Origin of the sequence: Aureibaculum flavum (assembly GCF_016406085.1) — a bacterium.
In the GTDB taxonomy this organism is placed as follows: Bacteria; Bacteroidota; Bacteroidia; order Flavobacteriales; family Flavobacteriaceae; genus Aureibaculum; species Aureibaculum flavum.
This window is the reverse complement of the sequence record NZ_JAEHFJ010000003.1, coordinates 474,264-493,403: the sequence shown is the minus strand read 5'-3', so window position 1 is coordinate 493,403 and position 19,140 is coordinate 474,264. Positions and strand designations below refer to the sequence as shown.

Here is a 19,140-nt window from a genome sequence, read left to right as displayed (position 1 = left end):
TAAAATGGACATTTTTTGCTTTTTAAGAGATTACCCAGCAATTGGCGGACTTGCTATCGGAGCGATTTTCGGAGCAACAGGCTGGATTGGAAGAAGTATCTTTGACGTTGTATTGGAGAAGAAACGTTACAAAAGAGAATTAAAAACCTATTTGTGGAAGGAAAAAATTAACGCATCTAAAAAAGCATCAGAATTTTATCTGGAATATGCCAATTTTTTGAATTTAGCCCGAATACAATTTGAGAATTTTCGATTGGGGAAAATTGAACACGAATCCTTAATTGAAAACTTCCAAAAAGAGGTTGCTTTTTACGCCGAAAAACTAAAGACATTTCCTCATTTCGAACATCATCATATCAATATATTCTATGAATTTGACGAGAACAAAGCGATGGAAATTAATAACAAAATCAACGCAACAAATCGAGAAATTTCAGAATTAAGTCCAGACTCAGTCAACACCGAAAAGGCAAGTGAACTGTTTAAAATTCTGGAAGATTGTTATGCTGAATTATTTGACCTTCAAAAAGGACATACAAATAGAATACGAGAGAATTTGAAAGACTATGTGTAGAAAAAACAAATGGTAACAACACCTATATGCCATTAATTTTGGCTTAATTATCGGGTTTTAGGCAAATGCTTTTAAAACATTTTTTCTTCAAACAACTCATGCTCTTAGTAGGTATTGTTTAGGGAAACGCAAGGGCTACATAAAAAAATATTTTAAAAGCGAAAAGGTCTGTGTTTTATCTATTAACTTTATAGCTTTATCAAAGAAAATTAACGGCACATAGCCCAAACGTTTGCAGTAATTAAAAATAACAAATATGCTTAATGATAAAAAAGTAAAAGCATTACAGACTCTAATCAGAGATTCATTTCGAATCAGACCTAATCACAACCCAAAGTATATTGATGTTGAAGGGCATTTAGACCGTCTTGGGTCAAAACAACAACAAGTAATTTTTGGGAGAAGAGGTTCCGGAAAATCTTGTTTATTGGTTCACTATAAAAATGACGTTGGAAAAAAACATGAAATATTATCGATTTATGTGTCTACTGACGATATAAAAAGACTCGGATATCCTGATGTTTTAATTAGATTATTACTTCAAATCATGGAATCTATTCCTTCATCTAAGCAGAAATGGCGAAAATTTGTTTTACGAAAAACAGAAGTTCAAAAACATATTGAGGATTTAAGAAAACTTCTTAATAGAGCTGAAACAAGAAAAGTACAAGAAGAAGAAAAAAGTGAATCTAAATTTAGTGGAGGAGGAAATTATAAAGGTGTTAAAGCAAGTGCTGACCGAACAAATACTTTAGGAAAACTGAGTGAATTTCAAGAGAATAAACTTGATGAATTAGAAAGACATCTTCCAGACTATAAATTAGCTATCGAAAGAGAACTTAAAAAAAGTAAATATGAGGCCTGCTTCATTTTACTAGACGATTTCTACTTAATAAAAAGAGATAAACAACCTGATGTCATAGATTATATTCACAGATTGGTACGTGGAACTGAATATTATTTAAAGGTAGCGACAATAAGACATAGGACTGAATTAATTAGACATGAAAAACAAACAATTGGAATTGAGTTAAATCAAGATGTCGAAGAAATAAATCTTGACCGAACTTTAGAAGACTTATCCTCTCCAAGTGAATATTTAGGTAGAATTTTGAATTATATGGCTAATGAAGTTGGAATGGAAAATGCAAAAGAAAGTTTATTCAATCATAATTCATTTGACGAACTTGTTATAGCTTCCGGTGGTGTACCGAGAGATTTTCTCACGATTTTTGTTAACGCTATAGACCAAGCAATTTCGGTTGATAGAATACAACATCTTACTGCAACTAACATCTGGAAAGCAGCTAGCAGTTTCTCATACCAATCGAAGTTAAAAGCTCTTCGAAAGGACGCAAATGTTGAAGCATCTAGGCTTGAATCAGTTTTTAGAGATATTCTAAAATTCTGCATTGAAGAAAAAAAGAGGACTTGTTTTTTAATATCTCAAGACGAAACTCAACAGTATGGTGCTATGCACGAGTTGGTTCTTCAACTTATGGACTTTAAACTTATCCATGTAATAGAACCAGATACTTCAGCTGCCTCAGGTCGTAAAGGAAGATTTGAAGCATATACTCTTGACTTTTCGCTTTTTATGGAACCTAGAAAAAGAGGTATTCAAATAGTTGAGTTTTGGAAATTTGACGAGGGACGTAGACGAATTGGAGTAAGGGAATCACCAACTTATCATTTAGAGAGAGCTGAAAGTGCATTTCAAAATAATAGAGATGAAAAAACAGAAGACTTCATTGGAAGGATGGAAATTGAATAATAAAAACTACCGCCAGCACCGTATATAATTTATTGCTAGCTTCTCGCCTACTTACGAAAGTCCTCGCGGACTTTCTTGGTCGATAATTATTTACTAAATTAGTTGCTTAAAACACGCAACAAACCATATACAACAACGTTGGGCAACATTAAAAAAACATCATCCGAATTAAATAATTTATGGCAAAAATTTACATTTTACACTCAGAAGAAAATCACAATTTTATTAGGTCATTGATGAATAATTTAATGGAATTAGGACACGAATTAATTTTAAGTGATTTCGAGGTCGGACACGACATTAAAACTTCAATTAAAAATGCAATGAAGAGTGCAGATATTCATATTGCATTGATTTCGAATGACTCTTTAAATTCTAATTATTTTATGGATGAGGTAATTCAAATCCGAAATTATTCCGTCCATTCTAATTCACGAAAATTATTTATACCAATATTTTATCCCAATATTGACTTTAGTGAATTACCGAGTACAATTAGAAATATTCGCGGAATAATGCTGAATGGCACTACCGAAAATGATGTGCAAAATGTTGGAAAAGATATAGATAATGCAATCAACTCATTTTACGGTAAACAGATTGCTATTGAAGAAGAAGAGAAAGAGGTAAAACAAAAAATTGAATCTTCAGCACCAGAATATATTTCCCAGACTTTGACTGATTTACAATCTAAGGAGTCTAATATGAAAACGTATGCTTTAATATGGTATGGTTTAGGCTTTATAGCATTAATTGCAGGAGTTGCTGCAACAATATGGCTTTCAAATTCTGGTTTAGCTGATTTTGGAGAAAAGGAAAATTGGAGTAAGACAATATTCTTTGCAATTAAAAGTGCACTAATAATAATTCTACTTATTGCCTCATCGAAATATTCATTTACTCTTGGAAAAGCATATATGAACGAAACAATGAAAATAGCAGATAGAATACACGCTATCTCTTTTGGAAAATTTTACCTTCAAGTATTTAACAAAAGAATTGAGACAGAAGAATTAAAAGATATATTTAGAGACTGGAATATAAATAATCAATCTTCTTTTATGGGACAAAAAAGTGATGATTTCGACCCAAAACTATTGGATAAAATGTCTGATATTATTGATAAAATTAAAGGAACGGAAAAATAACGTTGCCCAAAAATGTATATAATACATAGCTAATATAGGCTTTCCGAAAGGTTTGAGTGTATTTGCGAAGATCGCCAAATTTAAAAATTTGGCTTTTGGTAAAATAAAGAAAAATTTAAAAATTCGTCTCGTGTATAATCCGAAACGATAGCGTCTGTTTTCAGCCCTACTATTCTTATACACGACCGTTGGACATAATTTTAAACATCTGAATGGAACACATTAAACAACATATTGAAGAACGTCTTTGGGAGTTTATAAAAAGAAGTTATAATTCGGAGGATTATAAAACAGCTATACTTGATTCTATTCAATTCATTGGAGATATAATTCGAGAAAAGTCTGGATTAGACAACGATGGAAATCAATTAATTGGTGGAGCACTTGGCGGAACTAATCCAAAAATTAGGCTAAATAAATTAAAAACTGAATCTGAAAAGAATATCCAAAAGGGAATTGAAAGTATCTTACGTGGAATTTATTCAGCTTATAGAAACCCGAGAAGTCATTCAAAAATAAACGATAGTGAACAAGATGCATTTGAAATAATAATTTTCATTAATCACCTTATAAAATTAATCGATAAATCAAAAGGAAAATTCACAACTGAACTCTTCTTGAAGAGAGTTTTTGACAATGATTTTGTTCAAACAAATCAATATGCAAACTTATTAATAAAAGACATCCCAAAAAACAAAATATTCGAAATAGCAATAGAAATATTTAGACAAAAAGAAAACGGAAAAGTAGCTATTATTATACTCATTTGGGAAGCGTTAAAAGATTTATTAAGCGAAGAAGAAAATATTGAGATTTTGAAATTGGTCTCGGAAGAATTAAGATTTACGGATTCATTAAAAACAGTAATTAGATGTATTGCATTATTCGAATCGCAATGGACAAAAATAGATGAAGATTCAAGGTTAAGAGCTGAAAATAAATTAATACAACTAATTCCTGTTGCTGAAAAAGATTTTCAAGGAACAACAAATGAAGCTGGAATATACGCTTCGTGGTTTACCTCTATTATTAAAGTGTCATTATTAAGAAACTTAGTTGCTGACAAAATTTACAATTCCTTAGTTTCACGGGACAAAGAAAAACAGAGATTTGTAATTGACTTTTTCGGTAATCATATTGATGGATTAGAAGATGTTTTGTTTTTGGATTCATTTAAAGATATTCTGAAAAAAGAATTGGATGATGGAAATAGAATAATTTACGATTGGGTTTCAAATTATTACGGAAAGAAGAAAGATTCTGATTTTAAAAAAGAACTAGAAAATTTTGTAGAGCAAATATCAGAAGATGATTTACCCTTCTAAAAAACTATGCCCATTACCGTATAAAATTAATTGCTGATTTTAGCTTACTTACGAACTATATTACTTAAAATAAGCAACTAATCAAAAAAAAAACCAATGGAAATAGTCTTTCAACTAAACTTATCACCTACTCAACCTGACTTGAATGAAATTGAAAAATGGTTAATTGAAGAATATAAAACTTTTGGAGATGGTTTCTATTGCAATTGGGCAATTATTGAAAAAGCATTTAGAAATAAAAAATTTATAACTTTAGAACATAATAATTTTCCAATCGGATTTTTAGTTTGGAACAAAGGGGAAATTTATGCTGAAATTGATATAATGGTAATTAAACCTGAAAATCGAAATAGCGGAATTGGAAAATATTTCTTCAACCAAATAGCGGGATTTTTTAAAGAAAAAGGATTTTTAGCTATTAAATTATTTTGCTCGCCAAGTGAATCAGAAAAATTTTGGAAAAAAATGGATTTTATAAAATTTCCTGACAGAGGATATTCTGAATCTGAATTGATGTATTATAAACCATTAATTGAAATTCAACAAACGACAAAAAACAATTCAGATAACAAAATTGAATTATGGAACGTTGAATCTTATCAAGCAAAAAATCACGAACCAAAATGGACTTGGGAAGTTAATTCAACTTTAGGAAAGTTATTATTGCCAATAATTCAACCTTGTAACTGCAATTGGAATTTAAGATGGACAAAAAACGGAAAAAAAATAAGAGAAGATAAAGTAAAATACTTTTCGGAAAATAATAGAATTGAATTCGATCCATTTTTATTTATAACTGAACTGAATGAATAGAAAAAAGGATGTATCCACAATGCGGGCTATATACCCTTAATTATAGCTTATTTATTGGGCTTGAGGTAATTGTTTTTTTTAAAACCTTCAAAATAGTATAGTGATGAAATAATTTTGCCACAATGCTTTGTTACAATTAATAATTCTTTAAATCTTTCGGATATATAATTGAGTGATCTTGCTATTTTATACCTATCTTCAGGAATTGTTTCAAGCTAGTTGCACTCAGGTTAAATAAACCATTAATATTAAGCCTTTTTATTTTAAACCCTTCTAGATGCATCGCATAAATTAATTCTCCATTAGATACGTAATCTCCAAAACGCCTTTCGATGTGATGTTTTAAGCCATAAGACGTTGCAAATCTATAAAACCCTTTAGTTTTAGTAAAATTCATCCTTATCATTATTCTTATTAAATCAATTTTTTCTCTGTCATTAAAAATAGAAGGATTAAATTCTGTTGTTGGATTAGAAAACCCATTGAGGTCTAACCCTCTTAAATCATTATTTTTCATGTGTTTTGTTATTTTTCTATTAAAATTTTTCTAAGATGAGTACTAATTTAGCGTTTTACCGAACTATCCAATAAAAAGGTTATACCAACAAAAAGTAGGTTAAGGAACTATTTACAAGACCAAAAATACATCGGAAATCGGAACGAGTGCTATCGTACGAGATTAACAGGGGGGGGCTGTTTTTTTGAGCATTAAATAGAAAATTTAATTCAATTTGAACTGATGCTATTGTAATTTTATGATACATTTATTCCTGTTTAAGGTATATATATTTATATAATTAACTCCCAATTGATAAGATTGAGCTCGCCTTTAGATATATCCTATTTGGTTTCTTCCAAAAACTGAATTAAAGCCATATAACGGCTTTTATAATCTTCGATGTAATTGTTGTAAGGATTCTTAATAAAGCGTGAATACTGACGCCAAAAGAACCATACAAACTACTAATCAATTTACTAAACGTGCAAAAAAACTTTTAACACTTATAATTATTAATAATGAACAGCCAGGAAACTCCCAAATATTGAGTTCTTTCTTACTAGATTAGTCCAAGAATAAAAGCATTACCGATTCGTTCCTTTTTTAAGTTTAGTAGTAAGTTTATCTAAACCTTAAATTAAACTAGTTTAACAACGTTTATTTAATAACACTTTCTAAACCTTATTTTCTCCGTGTATACAAGGTCTCTAGCGTTAGGTTTAAAGGTTTAAACCTTTATAGAAAACCTTAAAAATTTGGTTAAGGTTTAAAGGTTTAGTGCCTATATAGTAGGCACGTACCTTAAACCTATTGTTAAACTATTGAAAGTTGATAATAACAATCTTCTAAAATGGACAATCATCTTCATTTTCCTCTAATCCATTAAATTTACCTAATGTATAAGGAGCTTTTGGTTTTTCTTGAAGCAACCACCCCTTATTTTTACATACACTAATAATCTCTTTTATTTTATTCATACCTATACCTTTTCCTGCACCTTTATATTTTTTATTAAATTCATCTTTAAAGATAGCAACAAGGTCACCATAAGAATAAGTATTTTGCTTTCTAAATAAGCCTTCAAGAATTCTATACTTATCGTAATCATTAATATCATAAGGTTCTAATTTATTAGCTGGCTTTACTCTCATTTCATAATTAGCAACCAATTGAGGCAACCCACCTATAATTTCGAACGCAAAAGGTTCTGGTTCTTTATTTCTACATTGCTCGGCATTAACAATTGAAATATTTTTATCTTTAGAATCCTTGTTAACAGAGAGGACAGTTTCGGCTTTATTTACCAGCTCAGAACCTAAATGTCCTCTAGCATTAGAATCATTTTTATTTTGGTGAAGCACAGCAATTAGGTGCATTTTATGAACCTCCGTCCAATTTAAAAATAGGTTTCCAATTTTTGTTGCCTCTGCTTCATCGTTTATTGAAGTAACAATATCTCTGACCCCATCAATAATTACTAATCCAACTTTTGGGTTTTCTTTTAAACAGTGCTCTATTAATTCAAGACGCTCCTCAGTACTTTTACTTCTCAGCCCATAAACTTTCAAATTTGTAGGAACGTCAATTCCTGTTAATTCGCAAATACGCTTAAGGGATAATTGTACATGATATTTTCCTTGTTCGGTATCAAAATACAAAACTTCATTTTTATCATCAGGAAGACAGCCTTTGAACTTGCCTAATAAAAGTTTGTTTGAAATAGAAGCCGAAACAGCAATACCAATGAAAAAGGATTTCCGACTTTTAGCTTTTCCAATAATTAAAGAGAAATTTTCTAAAGTTCCCATAACACTTTCATCCCCATTTTCATCTATAGTAGCCCAAGCCTTTAGTGGAGGTGGTAATTTGTCATTAGGATTGATTAAAAGGCTTTTTAAAATTTTATTTAGCTCTTCAGGAGTTTTAAGTTTCACTTCTCTTTTTTCTGGTATTTTAAAAACGCTTTTATCCGACATGAGTATTTTTTTTTGATTCAACAAAAAGTACAGTTGGGTTGCTTTTAAGCATTTCAAAATACTTATTCAAGTCCTCTTTTGGTGCTGTTAATTCTAATTCATAGTGATTCAACACTATGAATTTAAGCTCGTTATTTGGAACTCTCACAATATTATGTTCCACAACTACAGCTTTAATTGTATCAAATTGTTCTATGATAGATTTTACCTCAGCAATTTGTTCCTCTGTACCCAATAGGGTTTGAAATTTTTTTTCTAAAATCATTTCATTTGTTTTTTTAAAGGTTTTAATGCTTCTAGTAATTCACTTCGTTTATAGTATCGTCGATTGGCGATACCATAGGCTTTTATCTTTCCTTTATTCGTCCAGTGCCAAAGAGTACTTGAGTTTATCTGAAGAAATTTGCAAGCTTCTTGCCTTGTTAAAAGCTCATCTATATTCTCTTGATGTTGAAGCTCCTTTTTTAATTGTGCTAATTGATTTTTAACCCCTTCATTAATTAGCTCAGATAGCTGTTGTGGGGTTGTTTGAATAAATTGTAATTTTTGCATGTTGTATAATTTAAATTTATATACAGCAAAAATGGAAAGTGATTAGGGTATGGTAAAAGGGGGATAAAAGGTAAAAATTAGGTAAAAAAGAGGTATTTTTAATCTAATTCAAAGAATCGAAGAATTTTTTACTCAACAACATCAAAATTGGTCTTTCTTTTTCTGGATATAAAAACTCGGCTTTTTCAAATTTCTTTATTGAAACATTAAATTTTTCTAAAATGAAAGCTTTATATTTATCAATTGTAAAACTGAATTGTACCTTGCCTTTTATAAACAATTCTCTTAAGTAGTAAAACATATTTATATATTTAATCTTACCATTTTTATCATAATTTTCATTAAGATATTCAAATAGTTTTTCTCCTTTTTCATCAAAGTAATTAGCTTGTGATTTGATGTTTGAATTTTGTTGTTCAGCTTGCTCCTTTAATTCTGGAATATGTTTCAGTATTTCCTTTTTAATAGACGTCAAGTCCCCGTAAATAACCTCATAAGGGTTTTTAGAAGGAAAGTAGTTTACAGTTAATTCCTTATTGACCTTATACCAATCAATATATTTATTTATCAAAACCAAATAACCCTCTTTTAGAGTTGTCTCTATTGAAAGACGTTGCTCTTTAGTCAGCCCCTTAAGCTCATTATAGAGCTGATCAGCAAACTTTAATGCAGACTTGTTGAAATCAAGTACTATTGGCTCTAAAATAACACCATAAGGTGATTTTACCCCTACAGTATAAGACATAAACTCAACGTTTAAATTATTATTTAAAAATTGTCTTAATTCTACTTCTCCAAAAAATACACTCATTTTATTAGTTTAAATAATTAGTTAATTCCATAGCAATGTCCTTATTGCTTTTACCGATGTAACTTAAAAACATTGCTTCCGTACTGTGTCCTGTTATATAAATCAAAAATGAAGTTGGTATTTTACCATAATGATTTGTAGCAAAAGAGCGTCTTCCAATATGGCTAGTAACAAGCTCCCATTTTTGATAGATACCAATTTCTTTTCGGTATTTTTTACTAGTAGGTGAAATTTTTACTTTTTTACTACCCTTAACTTTTTTATTTAGTTGTGCTAGTTTACATACCTCTTTAATATATACGTTATACTTTTGCTCCGATATTGAACGGGGAAACTCTCCATTTCTTTTATTAAGAATTTCAACGACCTTTTGAGACAAAGGAACGGTCATCAGTTTGCCTGTTTTCTTTTGAGAAAACTCAATCAAAGGTTTTAGTACGCCCTCCTTGTTCTTTTCCATACGTACCATACTTTTATTAAAACGCATAAAATCAGATACTCTTTGACCAGTATAACAACTAATAATTAGCCAATCTTTTGCATTCTCTAAGTGATCAGGTAGTGCAGAAACGCTTTCTATCTTTTGAATTTCAACTTCCGTTAAATAAATACTATCAACCTTTTGGTATTTAGCTTTTATTTTTTCTAACTGATAACTCGTTTCGAGACCATTATATTTGGCGTGATTACAAATGGTTTTAATAAAGCGTAAATCTCTCGCTATAGTATTAGGTGCATACTGCTCAGATATACAATATTTTTCAAATTCAGCTTTAAAATTGAGGTCAACCTCTTTTATTAAGATGATATTATATCTATAATTTTGAAATCTCTCTAATTTACGCTTGATAACTCTAAATTTTTTCAAGGAGCTTTTTGTTACCTCAGTTTGCTTTACCTCAATGTACTTATCTATATAATTAATCAAATCAGTCGGAAATTCGGTTCTATCGATAGGGTTATAAAATTGATTAACTTGAGCTTCAAGCCAACTCTTATTAACAAACTCAGAATCTATACCTTTAAAAGAACTTAATATATGATTCTCTATTCTATTGAGTTCGCTCTTTACCAACGTTTGCTTATTAATAATATCAATATCTTTAAGACGACTTGAACGATGATGCTTTTTCCAATATTCCTTTGTTACTTCTAGTTTCGTTTTTACTCCAAAGACATAATCTTTTTCATTACTACGATATAATAAGCGTAACACTAAATCGGCTTTATTCTTTGTAGAACGGTATAAAAAATTAATTGATGCCATATTATTTTTAATTTGCAATACAAATATAATACAATTGTACGGTATTTGTACGGTGAATAGCAAACAAATGCAACCTAAATCAATTTATAAAAAACTAATTAATTTCAAATATATATTTGTATCATTGAGTTTGTTGTTATATTTACGAAAAAATAAGGGCTGGCAAGAATAGCACTGTTGCATTAGTTGTACTCCCTCCGTCTCCACGATCATTCACAACTACCTTGTGGATTAAAACATAAAAAATCTGCCAAGTTTACTTGAGCAGATTTTGTTCTTTTAAGACACCTGGCTTGCAAAGACAGGTAGTTGTAATTGCTGTACTGGTTAAGAGGGACCATTGCACAACGTGCAATGAATTCCGACATTCATAATGTACTTAAGCAGGCTATGTTGTTTTAAGATATCTGATTTGCAATTGAAGTACTCGTTACACTTCAATCAAAGGCGTTACTTTCTAAAACAATATACTGAACACAGCATTTGGAGTAAAGGCCAAAGCCTTTTTAGTTCCTTTTTCAATTTCGTTATCTCGTACACGATAAAAATTGGAGATTTCATTTTCTTGATTCAAAACATTTAAGACCGAAACCCCAGCTTTAGCTTGGATTCCTGAAATAATTTTAAATTCATAAACTGCAGATGCATCTAATCGCAAATAGTCTTCAAGGCGACTACTATTGGTAGTTTCATATTGAATAGTATTTTCTTCCACCTGTTGGTTTCCGATTGGACGTGTAGTGGGTTTACCAGTATAGTAGTTAAGACCAGCTGAAAATTTAAAGTTTGCTGCAGAAAAAGTAGATCCTAGCGTTACTGCATGCGTTACATCAACGTTATTTGGAAATTTTGAAGGAATAAATTCGTCAAAAGTATACGTGTTTTTGCCATACGAATAGCTCAACCAACTACTGATTCTTTTTATTCGTTTATTTATCAGAACGTCTAAACCATTGACACTATAGGAGCCTATCGATTGATCATAAATATGAGGTCCTAAAAAACCTTGACTCTGCGACGTAATTTGATCTACATTTTTATGATATCCAGTTGCACTAATCAACCAGCCTCTATTTGAAAAACTGAGCCCTAGAGAAGCTTGTTTACTTTGAATAATTGGAACTTCTTCTTGGTTTGACAGACGCCATCTTCTTTTTTCAACCCCTAAAAAGTCATTTTGAAAATTAATAATTTGAGAGGTGTTTTGATGTTTTAATTCTCCTGCAATTTCCAAGGAAAAATAGTCTGCAAATCGCTGATTAATAGAAATTCTAGGTTCTATTAAATGCTTTTTAAATTTTTCTACATAGGTATATCTCAACCCTCCTTTTATTTGAGTGTTCCTTGATTCAGAACTAAAATTTACAGCAGAAAAAACCGCATGCTCACGAATTACCTCTGTTTCTAAAGTTAAAAACCTAGGATCATCAACATCGGTAAGATTGGAGATGCCTGATTCTATAAATTGATAACCATTAATAAAAGACCATTGTGGACTTGAAATATATGTTGTTTTTAATTTTAATGAAGACTCTGAAACCTTGTTTTCTTGTTCTAAACGCTGATTTTCTAAAACATCTACATTAATCGCATTGAGACGGTAATCAGTCTCATAAATTTGAAGACTAGTTTTAAATTTATGAGACCAATCTCTCTGATAGTACAATCCTTCTGATGTTGTGTTTTGAATCAATCGGCTCTCACGAGAAGTCGTTTGTTGATTTTGTTCCGCACTTTCATTAAAAATCAATTCATTATTTACTTTTATAAAGTTAAACCGAATTACATCTTTTGAACTAGGACGGTACAGCCACCTTATGGAGGTATCATAAAAATCAAATGAAATTCCGGAATGTGCTACCTGCTTATTATTATTCTCAACTTCACTATCTTGTAATACCCTATCAAAATAAGAAGTATATGTGGGCGTTTCAACAAAGTCATTTATCGCTTTTCTGGCTGCAATTTGAACGGAAGACTTTGCACCAACCGGTACATCAATAAAAACATTAGCATTTGTGAAATTAGATCCCACGCTCCCAGTAAATTTATCAGTTATTTTATCGTCCGTATTCATTAGAATGGTTCCTGAAACCCCATCCGTATAATCAACGCCTGTTCCATTTTTTATCAAGGACACCTTTGATGTAATTAAAGGATTAAACACCGAAATTAATCCGAAAAAGTGTCCAGATTGATACATCTTTATACCATCCCACAAGAGTAGATTTTCCGCATTTGTTCCTCCGCGAATATTAATATTAGAAACCGTTTCATCAGCACTTTGAACACCTGGTAAAGCTTGTACCGTCTGTAACACATCCGTTTCTATTAAGCCCGGAACAAGATCGAAATTTTTAAAATTAATTTGCATGCTTCCGTCGGCAAGTTTATTAATACCCTTGGCAATAAAATGTGCCAACACTATTTCGTCTAAAGATTCATTTTGAAGACTAAGCTTTATGGTGTCGCAGGCTTTCGTATTAAAATCACCCGATGTGAAGATTAAGGGTGCATAACTTAAATGACGAATGTCTATGATTTCATTTTTGTCTTCAACAGCTAAACTAAAGAACCCTTTTGCATCTGAGATTGTAGCGTCTGCATCACCAATTATAGAAGCAGAAGCTATTGGCGTTTGATCAACTTGATCGATTAAAAATCCACAAATATTAAAAGCCGTATTCATTTTATTAATGACTATATAATTGCCATCAAGAAACCTAAATTCTAGTCCCGTTTTTTCGTGAAGATATTCAACGGCCTCTTTTAGATTTAATTTAGGGTCAGGAGTTATAATAAAAATGTTTTTTACAATCTGATCTGCATAAGTGAATTCGTAATTAAAACGCCCTTGTAAGTCTACTAATATTTCAACGAGCGGTTTTTTTTCATTATTGTCTTGTGAAAACAATAAGGAGCCGTTGAAAAGGTAAATTACAAGTACAAAGCATTTTAATTTATTCACTCTTATATAACAAAATTTTAGCCGGTCCTTCTTTCGTATACTTCAAGTTAAAAGAACTCGTGACAGATTGAAGTGCCTGTTCAAGGTTTAAATGGGTAAAGCCACCCGTAAATAATTGATCCGTATCAATATTCTTAACGGTAATTTTGACGGCAAATTGTCGTTCTAATTCATTCAGTACTTCAATTAAAGGAATGCTTTTAAACGTGCTTTTATTCGTAATCCAAGAAGGTTCGCTTTGCGAAACCTCATCTAAAGATAGTTCACCGTTACGAATTCTCAATGATTTACCAATCGTTAACACTTGATTAAAGGCATCACTTTCTACCTGTACAACTCCTTCAAAACATTGAACCTCAAAAAATCCATCACGCTGGTTCACAGTAAATTGTGTACCGTGTACAGAAACAACACCGGCACTTGTAATTACATCAAACTTAGAACCTTTAGCCACCTTAAAAAAAGCTTCACCCTTTAGCCTTAATTCTCTTTTCTCGTTCCAACTCTTTTTATTGTAGCTAATTGTAGAAAGATTATTTAATATTACGGTAGAAGCATCCGGTAATTCAAAGGTTTGTTTTTGACTGGCAAGTGTTTTAATTGTAGTCGATTTATTATTAAAAAATGCAAAAAACAATCCCAAACTAATAATAAGTATCGCAGCAACCCTCATTAAAATTTTACGAGTACTAAGACGTACTACTTTAGATTTTTTTTGCCCATCACGTATTGCCTTAAACTCATTAAAAGATCTTGTTTTCGTAAAATTAGAAGCTTTAAATTGCTGAGCTCCTTCAATAATTTCAGTATGTAGCACATAATCTTCTGACCGCTCAAACTCTTTCAGTTCGGCGTCGGTCAGATCATTTGATAACCATTTTTTTAATAATTCTTCTTGGTTCATTAAATTCATTTATTTACTTAAAAACAATAAAGTTTATAAAAGTCCTGAAAAAATATCAATTAATTTAATTCTTTTATTTCAGCTTTAATAATATTAAAGGCCGTATAAATTCTGTATTCAGCAACCTTCTTGGTAATATTAAGCATATCGGCTATTTCTTGATGCTTTTTGCCTTCCGTTTTGCATAGTAAAAAAGCAACCCGTTGGTCTTCTGTCAACTTCGCTAACGCACGTTGATATTTTTTATAGAATTGTTCTTTTTCTAAGATAAACTCCGGATTTTCATTGGTGTAATCCTTTGGCTTTACTTGTTGATGTTTTAAAACTACCTTTTGATGTTTTATTTCGTTTAACATCATGTTTTTCGATACCATAAAAACGAAACCTTTCGCTTTTTCAATCGTTACTTCTTTACAATTGTTCCATAATTTAACAAAAGCTTCTTGCACAGTATCGTTTGGGTCATAACGATCACCATATTTATAATAAAGGTAATTATGAAGGTCTTTAGCATATGAATTATAAATAGAAGCAAAAACACTTTCATCACATACAGACTTGTTTTGGGTCATAAATTATCTATTTATAAATTATAAGTAAAAATTTTCAGGAGTTTTTTACGTTTAATTGTTTTACTATGTATACAATAGTATTAACAATTTATATTGCACAATGAAGCAAACGATAAAAACTACCAAATTATTACTCTTAGGATTATTAATTTTGATTTCCTGTAGAAACGAAGAATCAGTTTTGATTCCTGGTCCAAATGAATCTTCTTTTACCGCTGATTCAAATCTAGCGGGTTTAATGAAACGTACCACCCTTAAAGATGGTTCGTTCGATAACATTATAGACAAAGCAAATTGTTTATCTATACAATTTCCTATTACAGTGTTTGCCAATGGCATTCAGGTTATCGTAAATTCAGCAGATGATTTTGAAACCGTTGAAAATATATTTGATGATCATGATGATGACGCTGATACAATGCAAATTCAATTTCCGATAACAGTAACTCAAGAAGATTTTAAAGAAGTAACCCTTAACGATCAGAGTCAATTTGATGCTCTTGCAAGTACTTGTCAAGGTGAAAATGAAATAGATCAAGATATTGAATGTGTAGATTTTGTTTTTCCAATTACAGTTTCAACTTACAATACCGTTACCGAACAATTTGACAAAGATGAACTACAAAATGATCGAGAATTATTTGATTTTATAGAAGATTTTAAATCTGATGATATATCCAATATTGAATTTCCCGTTGTTGTAATTCGCAGCGATGATACCGAAATTACTACAAATTCAATGCAAGAACTAGAAACTGAAATTACCTCATCAATAGATATATGCGATGAAGATGATGATTATGACTATAATGATGATGATTGTATAGCATGTGAATTACAAGAATTTAAAGACTTGTTAACGGGCTGTGATGATTGGAAGATAAATCGATTAACCCTCAATTCATTAAATTTAGACTTGCTATATCCACTATACCAATTTAACTTTGCAACCAATGGCACTGTTACTGTTACTTTGCTAGCCATACCATTACCATTATTCACGGGAACCTGGACCGCTGTGGGTACGGGACAAGATATAGAATTAAATATAGCTATTCCAGGCTTGGTAGAAATTTCTAATATTTGGACCTTAACGGAGATTGATTTAGTTACCGGACAAAATAGAATTGACTTTAAAGATGATGATGATCGGCTGCGATTTGAAAGTGCATGTAATTAGTAATTAAAACCACATAAAACTTCAAAACATCCCCTTGAAAGGGGATGTTTTTTTTTATAAATAACTTTTTTTCAGGATATTTAAAGACACGATTGTTTTTACTGTAGGGGAGTCTGCAAAACAATTTAACGCAGACGCATTTTATTTTTTTTCATATCAGAGTTCATAAGGCATCCTTTTCAAAAGGGTGCTTTATTTTTATAAAAAAAGTAATAATAACCTTATCACCAATGCTGTATTTATAAAGAAAATTAAAATAAATCATTTTTTTTCAGGACTATTCAAGTTCTAGTTGTTTTTAGTTCACAGGTCGCAATTAAATACTTAAACCTAAAAGATGGTGACCTCATTAAAATTTATACTATGAAGAAAATTACCAAGTTAACAATCGCCAGTATCACAATGATCATAATACTGTTTACTACAACAATCGCTGCTCAAGATTTTCAAAAATTAGATGAAGCTCCACAAGATATTGCATATTTAAGAGCTTCAAAAGTATCAACTCCAATGGCCAAAGTAATATATGGAAGACCATCTTTAAAAGATGATAAAGAACAACTTACAGATCAAATTTCATATGGTAATATTTGGAGAACTGGAGCCAATGAAGCTACAGAAGTAAAGTTTTATAAAGATATTTATTTCGGGGAAACCTTAGTTCAAGCAGGAACCTATGTATTATTAACCATTCCTGGTGAGACAGAATGGGAAATAATACTAAATAGTGAAGTAGATACTTGGGGTGCTTTTCAGTATAATCCTTCCACAAATGTTGCTCAGATCAAAGTGCCTGTAAAAAAAGCAGAACGCTTATCCGTTTTTTCTATCGGATTTAAAAGAATTAACGAAAATGCCAACATGGTACTTGCATGGGACAAAACAAGAGTTTCTATACCTATTAAATTTACAGAAGAATACTATTACGCTAAACTATAAGCTTGAATAAAAATTGAGCTAAAACTAAATTAATTGGGGGTCAATTATTTTAATAATAGGGATTATTTGTAAAAACTGCTTTGAAATGTAACTCAAAGCAGTTTTTTTATTTGAGAAATGAGCTCGTTGCAATTACTACCCTTGACATATAACAGACTGTACCTATTATATCCATTCTTATTTCAAAATATATTTAAGTCCCACTTGTTTATATGACTGTTTATTAGTTTTTTACAAATATATAAAACAAACATATTTAATAGTCACACTAAAATATGTCGATAAAACTCCCTATTATTAAACAATAAGCATTTTATTTGTTTCAAAATCAATTTTAATGTTTGCATCAGATAATTGGGTAACTTATATGTGGCTTTTATTAGCCGTTTACGCCTGTGTAATTCTATATTTTGTTATTAGAGGAGCTAGAAAAACAACAACTATTGCCGACTATGCCGTGGGTACTATTGGATTCCCGTCTTGGGTAGTTGGTTTATCATTAGCCGCCTCAATGACCAGTGCAGCAACTTTTATTATTAACCCGGGGTTTATTGCTCTCTACGGACTTTCAGGTGTACTTTCCTTTGGTATTATTTTACCCATAGCTGCTTTTATTTCGCTAATTGTCCTTACCAAAGGCTTTGCTAAATATGGCAACACCGTTAAAGCTACGACCATGGCTCAATGGATGGGGCAACGCTATAAAAACAAAAGTTATGCTTTTTTCTTTGGCGTAATTGCACTATTATTAATCACGTTTATTGTTTTAATTAATGTAGGATTAACTCAGGTTATTGCAAAATCTTTAAATCTACAACCGTTTTACGTGTTGATGGGCATTACGGTATTTGTATTTGGATATATGATGTTTGGTGGTGCCAACTCCATGGTTTATACCAATACGATACAGGCTATTATCATGTTTATTGTAGCTTTAATCTTAATTGGATCTGGTTACGAATTTATGGACGGTGGCATTTCTGGTTTTTTTGATAAACTAAACGATATAGACCCCAATTTAACAAAACCAACCAACGAAACCAGCTTTCTATTTCGCGATTATTTTGAAATTATTGCCGCTCAAGTTGTAATTGGAGTCGCTGTTGTTTGCCAACCCCATATCATTACAAAATCGTTATTATTAAAAGATCCTAAAAAAGTAAACACCTACTTATTTAGTGGCATCTCATTTATGATTGTTTTCTTTTTGGTTGTAGTCGTTGGTTTATATGCTCGTATCAGTTTTCCTGATTTTACTGTAAATGGCGAAAAACTAAAAATGGATGAAATTATTCCTGCTTACGTAGTTACAAAGTTTTCAGTGGTAACAGGGTTGATTATAGTAGTTGGATTAATTTCTGCAGGATTATCAACATTAGAAAGCCTAATACAATCCTTATCAATAACTATAACTTCAGATATATTACAACCTATTTTTAAAGATAAAGTAAGTAAAAACACCTTTGTCATAAACAAAATAGTGATCGTTATATTAGCAATAGTAAGTTTTTTATTAAGCTGGCACCAAATTAAATATCCCAATGTAAGTGTTGCAATTTTTGCTCAAAACGGAGTTTATGCCTATTTTGCAGCTGCATTTGTACCAGTATTATTTGGTATCTTTTTAAAAGATGTTTCTATAAAAGTAGTTTTTATTGCAAGTATTACCGCTTTAGTGGTGCATTTCGGAATTTATTACGGTAGAATAACACCATATATGCAAGAGCCTGTAAACAATCCAGGAGTTTCGGCGGCTATAGCTATTGTATCATCTTTACTTGTAGGATTGGTATTGTACAAATTCACAAACAATTCAAAACTAAAAACTTCATAATAAT

General features: G+C 31.0%; 17 protein-coding genes. 8 read left to right on the top strand and 9 right to left on the bottom strand.

Going from position 1 to position 19,140, the window contains the following annotated elements; genetic code table 11:
* The first annotated feature begins 4 nt into the window (after positions 1 to 4).
* The 5 genes from JBL43_RS08045 to JBL43_RS08025 all read left to right on the top strand — a co-directional run bounded on the left by JBL43_RS08045 (position 5) and on the right by JBL43_RS08025 (position 5,634).
* Complete coding sequence (locus tag JBL43_RS08045) at positions 5 to 574, top strand: hypothetical protein (protein ID WP_198840936.1); 570 nt, start codon at positions 5 to 7, stop codon at positions 572 to 574.
* Positions 575 to 830: 256 nt separating this feature from the next.
* Positions 831 to 2,348 carry a hypothetical protein gene (locus JBL43_RS08040; RefSeq protein WP_198840935.1) on the top strand — a complete coding sequence of 506 codons (1,518 nt, stop codon included), beginning with the start codon at positions 831 to 833 and terminating at the stop codon, positions 2,346 to 2,348.
* Between the two features lie 179 nt (positions 2,349 to 2,527).
* Entirely contained in the window at positions 2,528 to 3,496 is a 969-nt protein-coding gene (locus JBL43_RS08035) for a toll/interleukin-1 receptor domain-containing protein (protein WP_198840934.1), read from the top strand.
* 212 nt (positions 3,497 to 3,708) lie between these two features.
* Entirely contained in the window at positions 3,709 to 4,821 is a 1,113-nt protein-coding gene (locus tag JBL43_RS08030) for a TIGR02391 family protein (protein WP_198840933.1), read from the top strand.
* A gap of 96 nt (positions 4,822 to 4,917) precedes the next feature.
* Positions 4,918 to 5,634: a GNAT family N-acetyltransferase gene (locus JBL43_RS08025; protein ID WP_198840932.1), complete on the top strand. Its 717-nt coding sequence runs from the start codon at positions 4,918 to 4,920 to the stop codon at positions 5,632 to 5,634.
* Positions 5,635 to 5,815: 181 nt separating this feature from the next.
* On the opposite strand, the gene JBL43_RS08020 is transcribed toward JBL43_RS08025, so the two are convergent.
* From JBL43_RS08020 to JBL43_RS07980, 9 genes are all read right to left on the bottom strand, one after another.
* Positions 5,816 to 6,151, bottom strand: coding sequence for a hypothetical protein (locus JBL43_RS08020; RefSeq protein WP_198840931.1), 336 nt, complete (start codon positions 6,149 to 6,151; stop codon positions 5,816 to 5,818).
* Positions 6,152 to 6,978: 827 nt separating this feature from the next.
* Positions 6,979 to 8,109, bottom strand: coding sequence for an AAA family ATPase (locus JBL43_RS08015; protein ID WP_198840930.1), 1,131 nt, complete (start codon positions 8,107 to 8,109; stop codon positions 6,979 to 6,981).
* Positions 8,099 to 8,374 carry a hypothetical protein gene (locus tag JBL43_RS08010; protein WP_198840929.1) on the bottom strand — a complete coding sequence of 92 codons (276 nt, stop codon included), beginning with the start codon at positions 8,372 to 8,374 and terminating at the stop codon, positions 8,099 to 8,101. Before JBL43_RS08010 ends, JBL43_RS08015 begins: the two co-directional genes overlap by 11 nt.
* Positions 8,371 to 8,661, bottom strand: coding sequence for a helix-turn-helix domain-containing protein (locus JBL43_RS08005; protein WP_198840928.1), 291 nt, complete (start codon positions 8,659 to 8,661; stop codon positions 8,371 to 8,373). Before JBL43_RS08005 ends, JBL43_RS08010 begins: the two co-directional genes overlap by 4 nt.
* 103 nt (positions 8,662 to 8,764) lie before the next feature.
* The gene (locus JBL43_RS08000; RefSeq protein WP_198840927.1) at positions 8,765 to 9,472 is read right to left on the bottom strand and encodes a hypothetical protein; all 708 of its coding nucleotides are present in this window, start codon (positions 9,470 to 9,472) and stop codon (positions 8,765 to 8,767) included.
* A gap of 4 nt (positions 9,473 to 9,476) precedes the next feature.
* On the bottom strand, positions 9,477 to 10,739 hold the full coding sequence (locus JBL43_RS07995; RefSeq protein ID WP_198840926.1) for a phage integrase SAM-like domain-containing protein: 1,263 nt from the start codon (positions 10,737 to 10,739) through the stop codon (positions 9,477 to 9,479).
* Between the two features lie 457 nt (positions 10,740 to 11,196).
* On the bottom strand, positions 11,197 to 13,653 hold the full coding sequence (locus JBL43_RS07990; protein WP_198840925.1) for a TonB-dependent receptor: 2,457 nt from the start codon (positions 13,651 to 13,653) through the stop codon (positions 11,197 to 11,199).
* A gap of 46 nt (positions 13,654 to 13,699) precedes the next feature.
* Positions 13,700 to 14,620 carry a FecR family protein gene (locus JBL43_RS07985; protein ID WP_198840924.1) on the bottom strand — a complete coding sequence of 307 codons (921 nt, stop codon included), beginning with the start codon at positions 14,618 to 14,620 and terminating at the stop codon, positions 13,700 to 13,702.
* 50 nt (positions 14,621 to 14,670) lie between these two features.
* On the bottom strand, positions 14,671 to 15,183 hold the full coding sequence (locus tag JBL43_RS07980) for an RNA polymerase sigma factor (protein WP_198840923.1): 513 nt from the start codon (positions 15,181 to 15,183) through the stop codon (positions 14,671 to 14,673).
* A 100-nt stretch (positions 15,184 to 15,283) separates the two neighbouring features.
* Here JBL43_RS07980 and JBL43_RS07975 point away from each other — a divergent pair, with 100 nt between their 5' ends.
* From JBL43_RS07975 to JBL43_RS07965, 3 genes are all read left to right on the top strand, one after another.
* Complete coding sequence (locus JBL43_RS07975) at positions 15,284 to 16,363, top strand: hypothetical protein (RefSeq protein ID WP_198840922.1); 1,080 nt, start codon at positions 15,284 to 15,286, stop codon at positions 16,361 to 16,363.
* Positions 16,364 to 16,726: 363 nt separating this feature from the next.
* Positions 16,727 to 17,302, top strand: coding sequence for a DUF2911 domain-containing protein (locus JBL43_RS07970; RefSeq protein WP_198840921.1), 576 nt, complete (start codon positions 16,727 to 16,729; stop codon positions 17,300 to 17,302).
* A gap of 337 nt (positions 17,303 to 17,639) precedes the next feature.
* On the top strand, positions 17,640 to 19,136 hold the full coding sequence (locus JBL43_RS07965) for a sodium/pantothenate symporter (RefSeq protein WP_198840920.1): 1,497 nt from the start codon (positions 17,640 to 17,642) through the stop codon (positions 19,134 to 19,136).
* Positions 19,137 to 19,140: the final 4 nt, after the last annotated feature.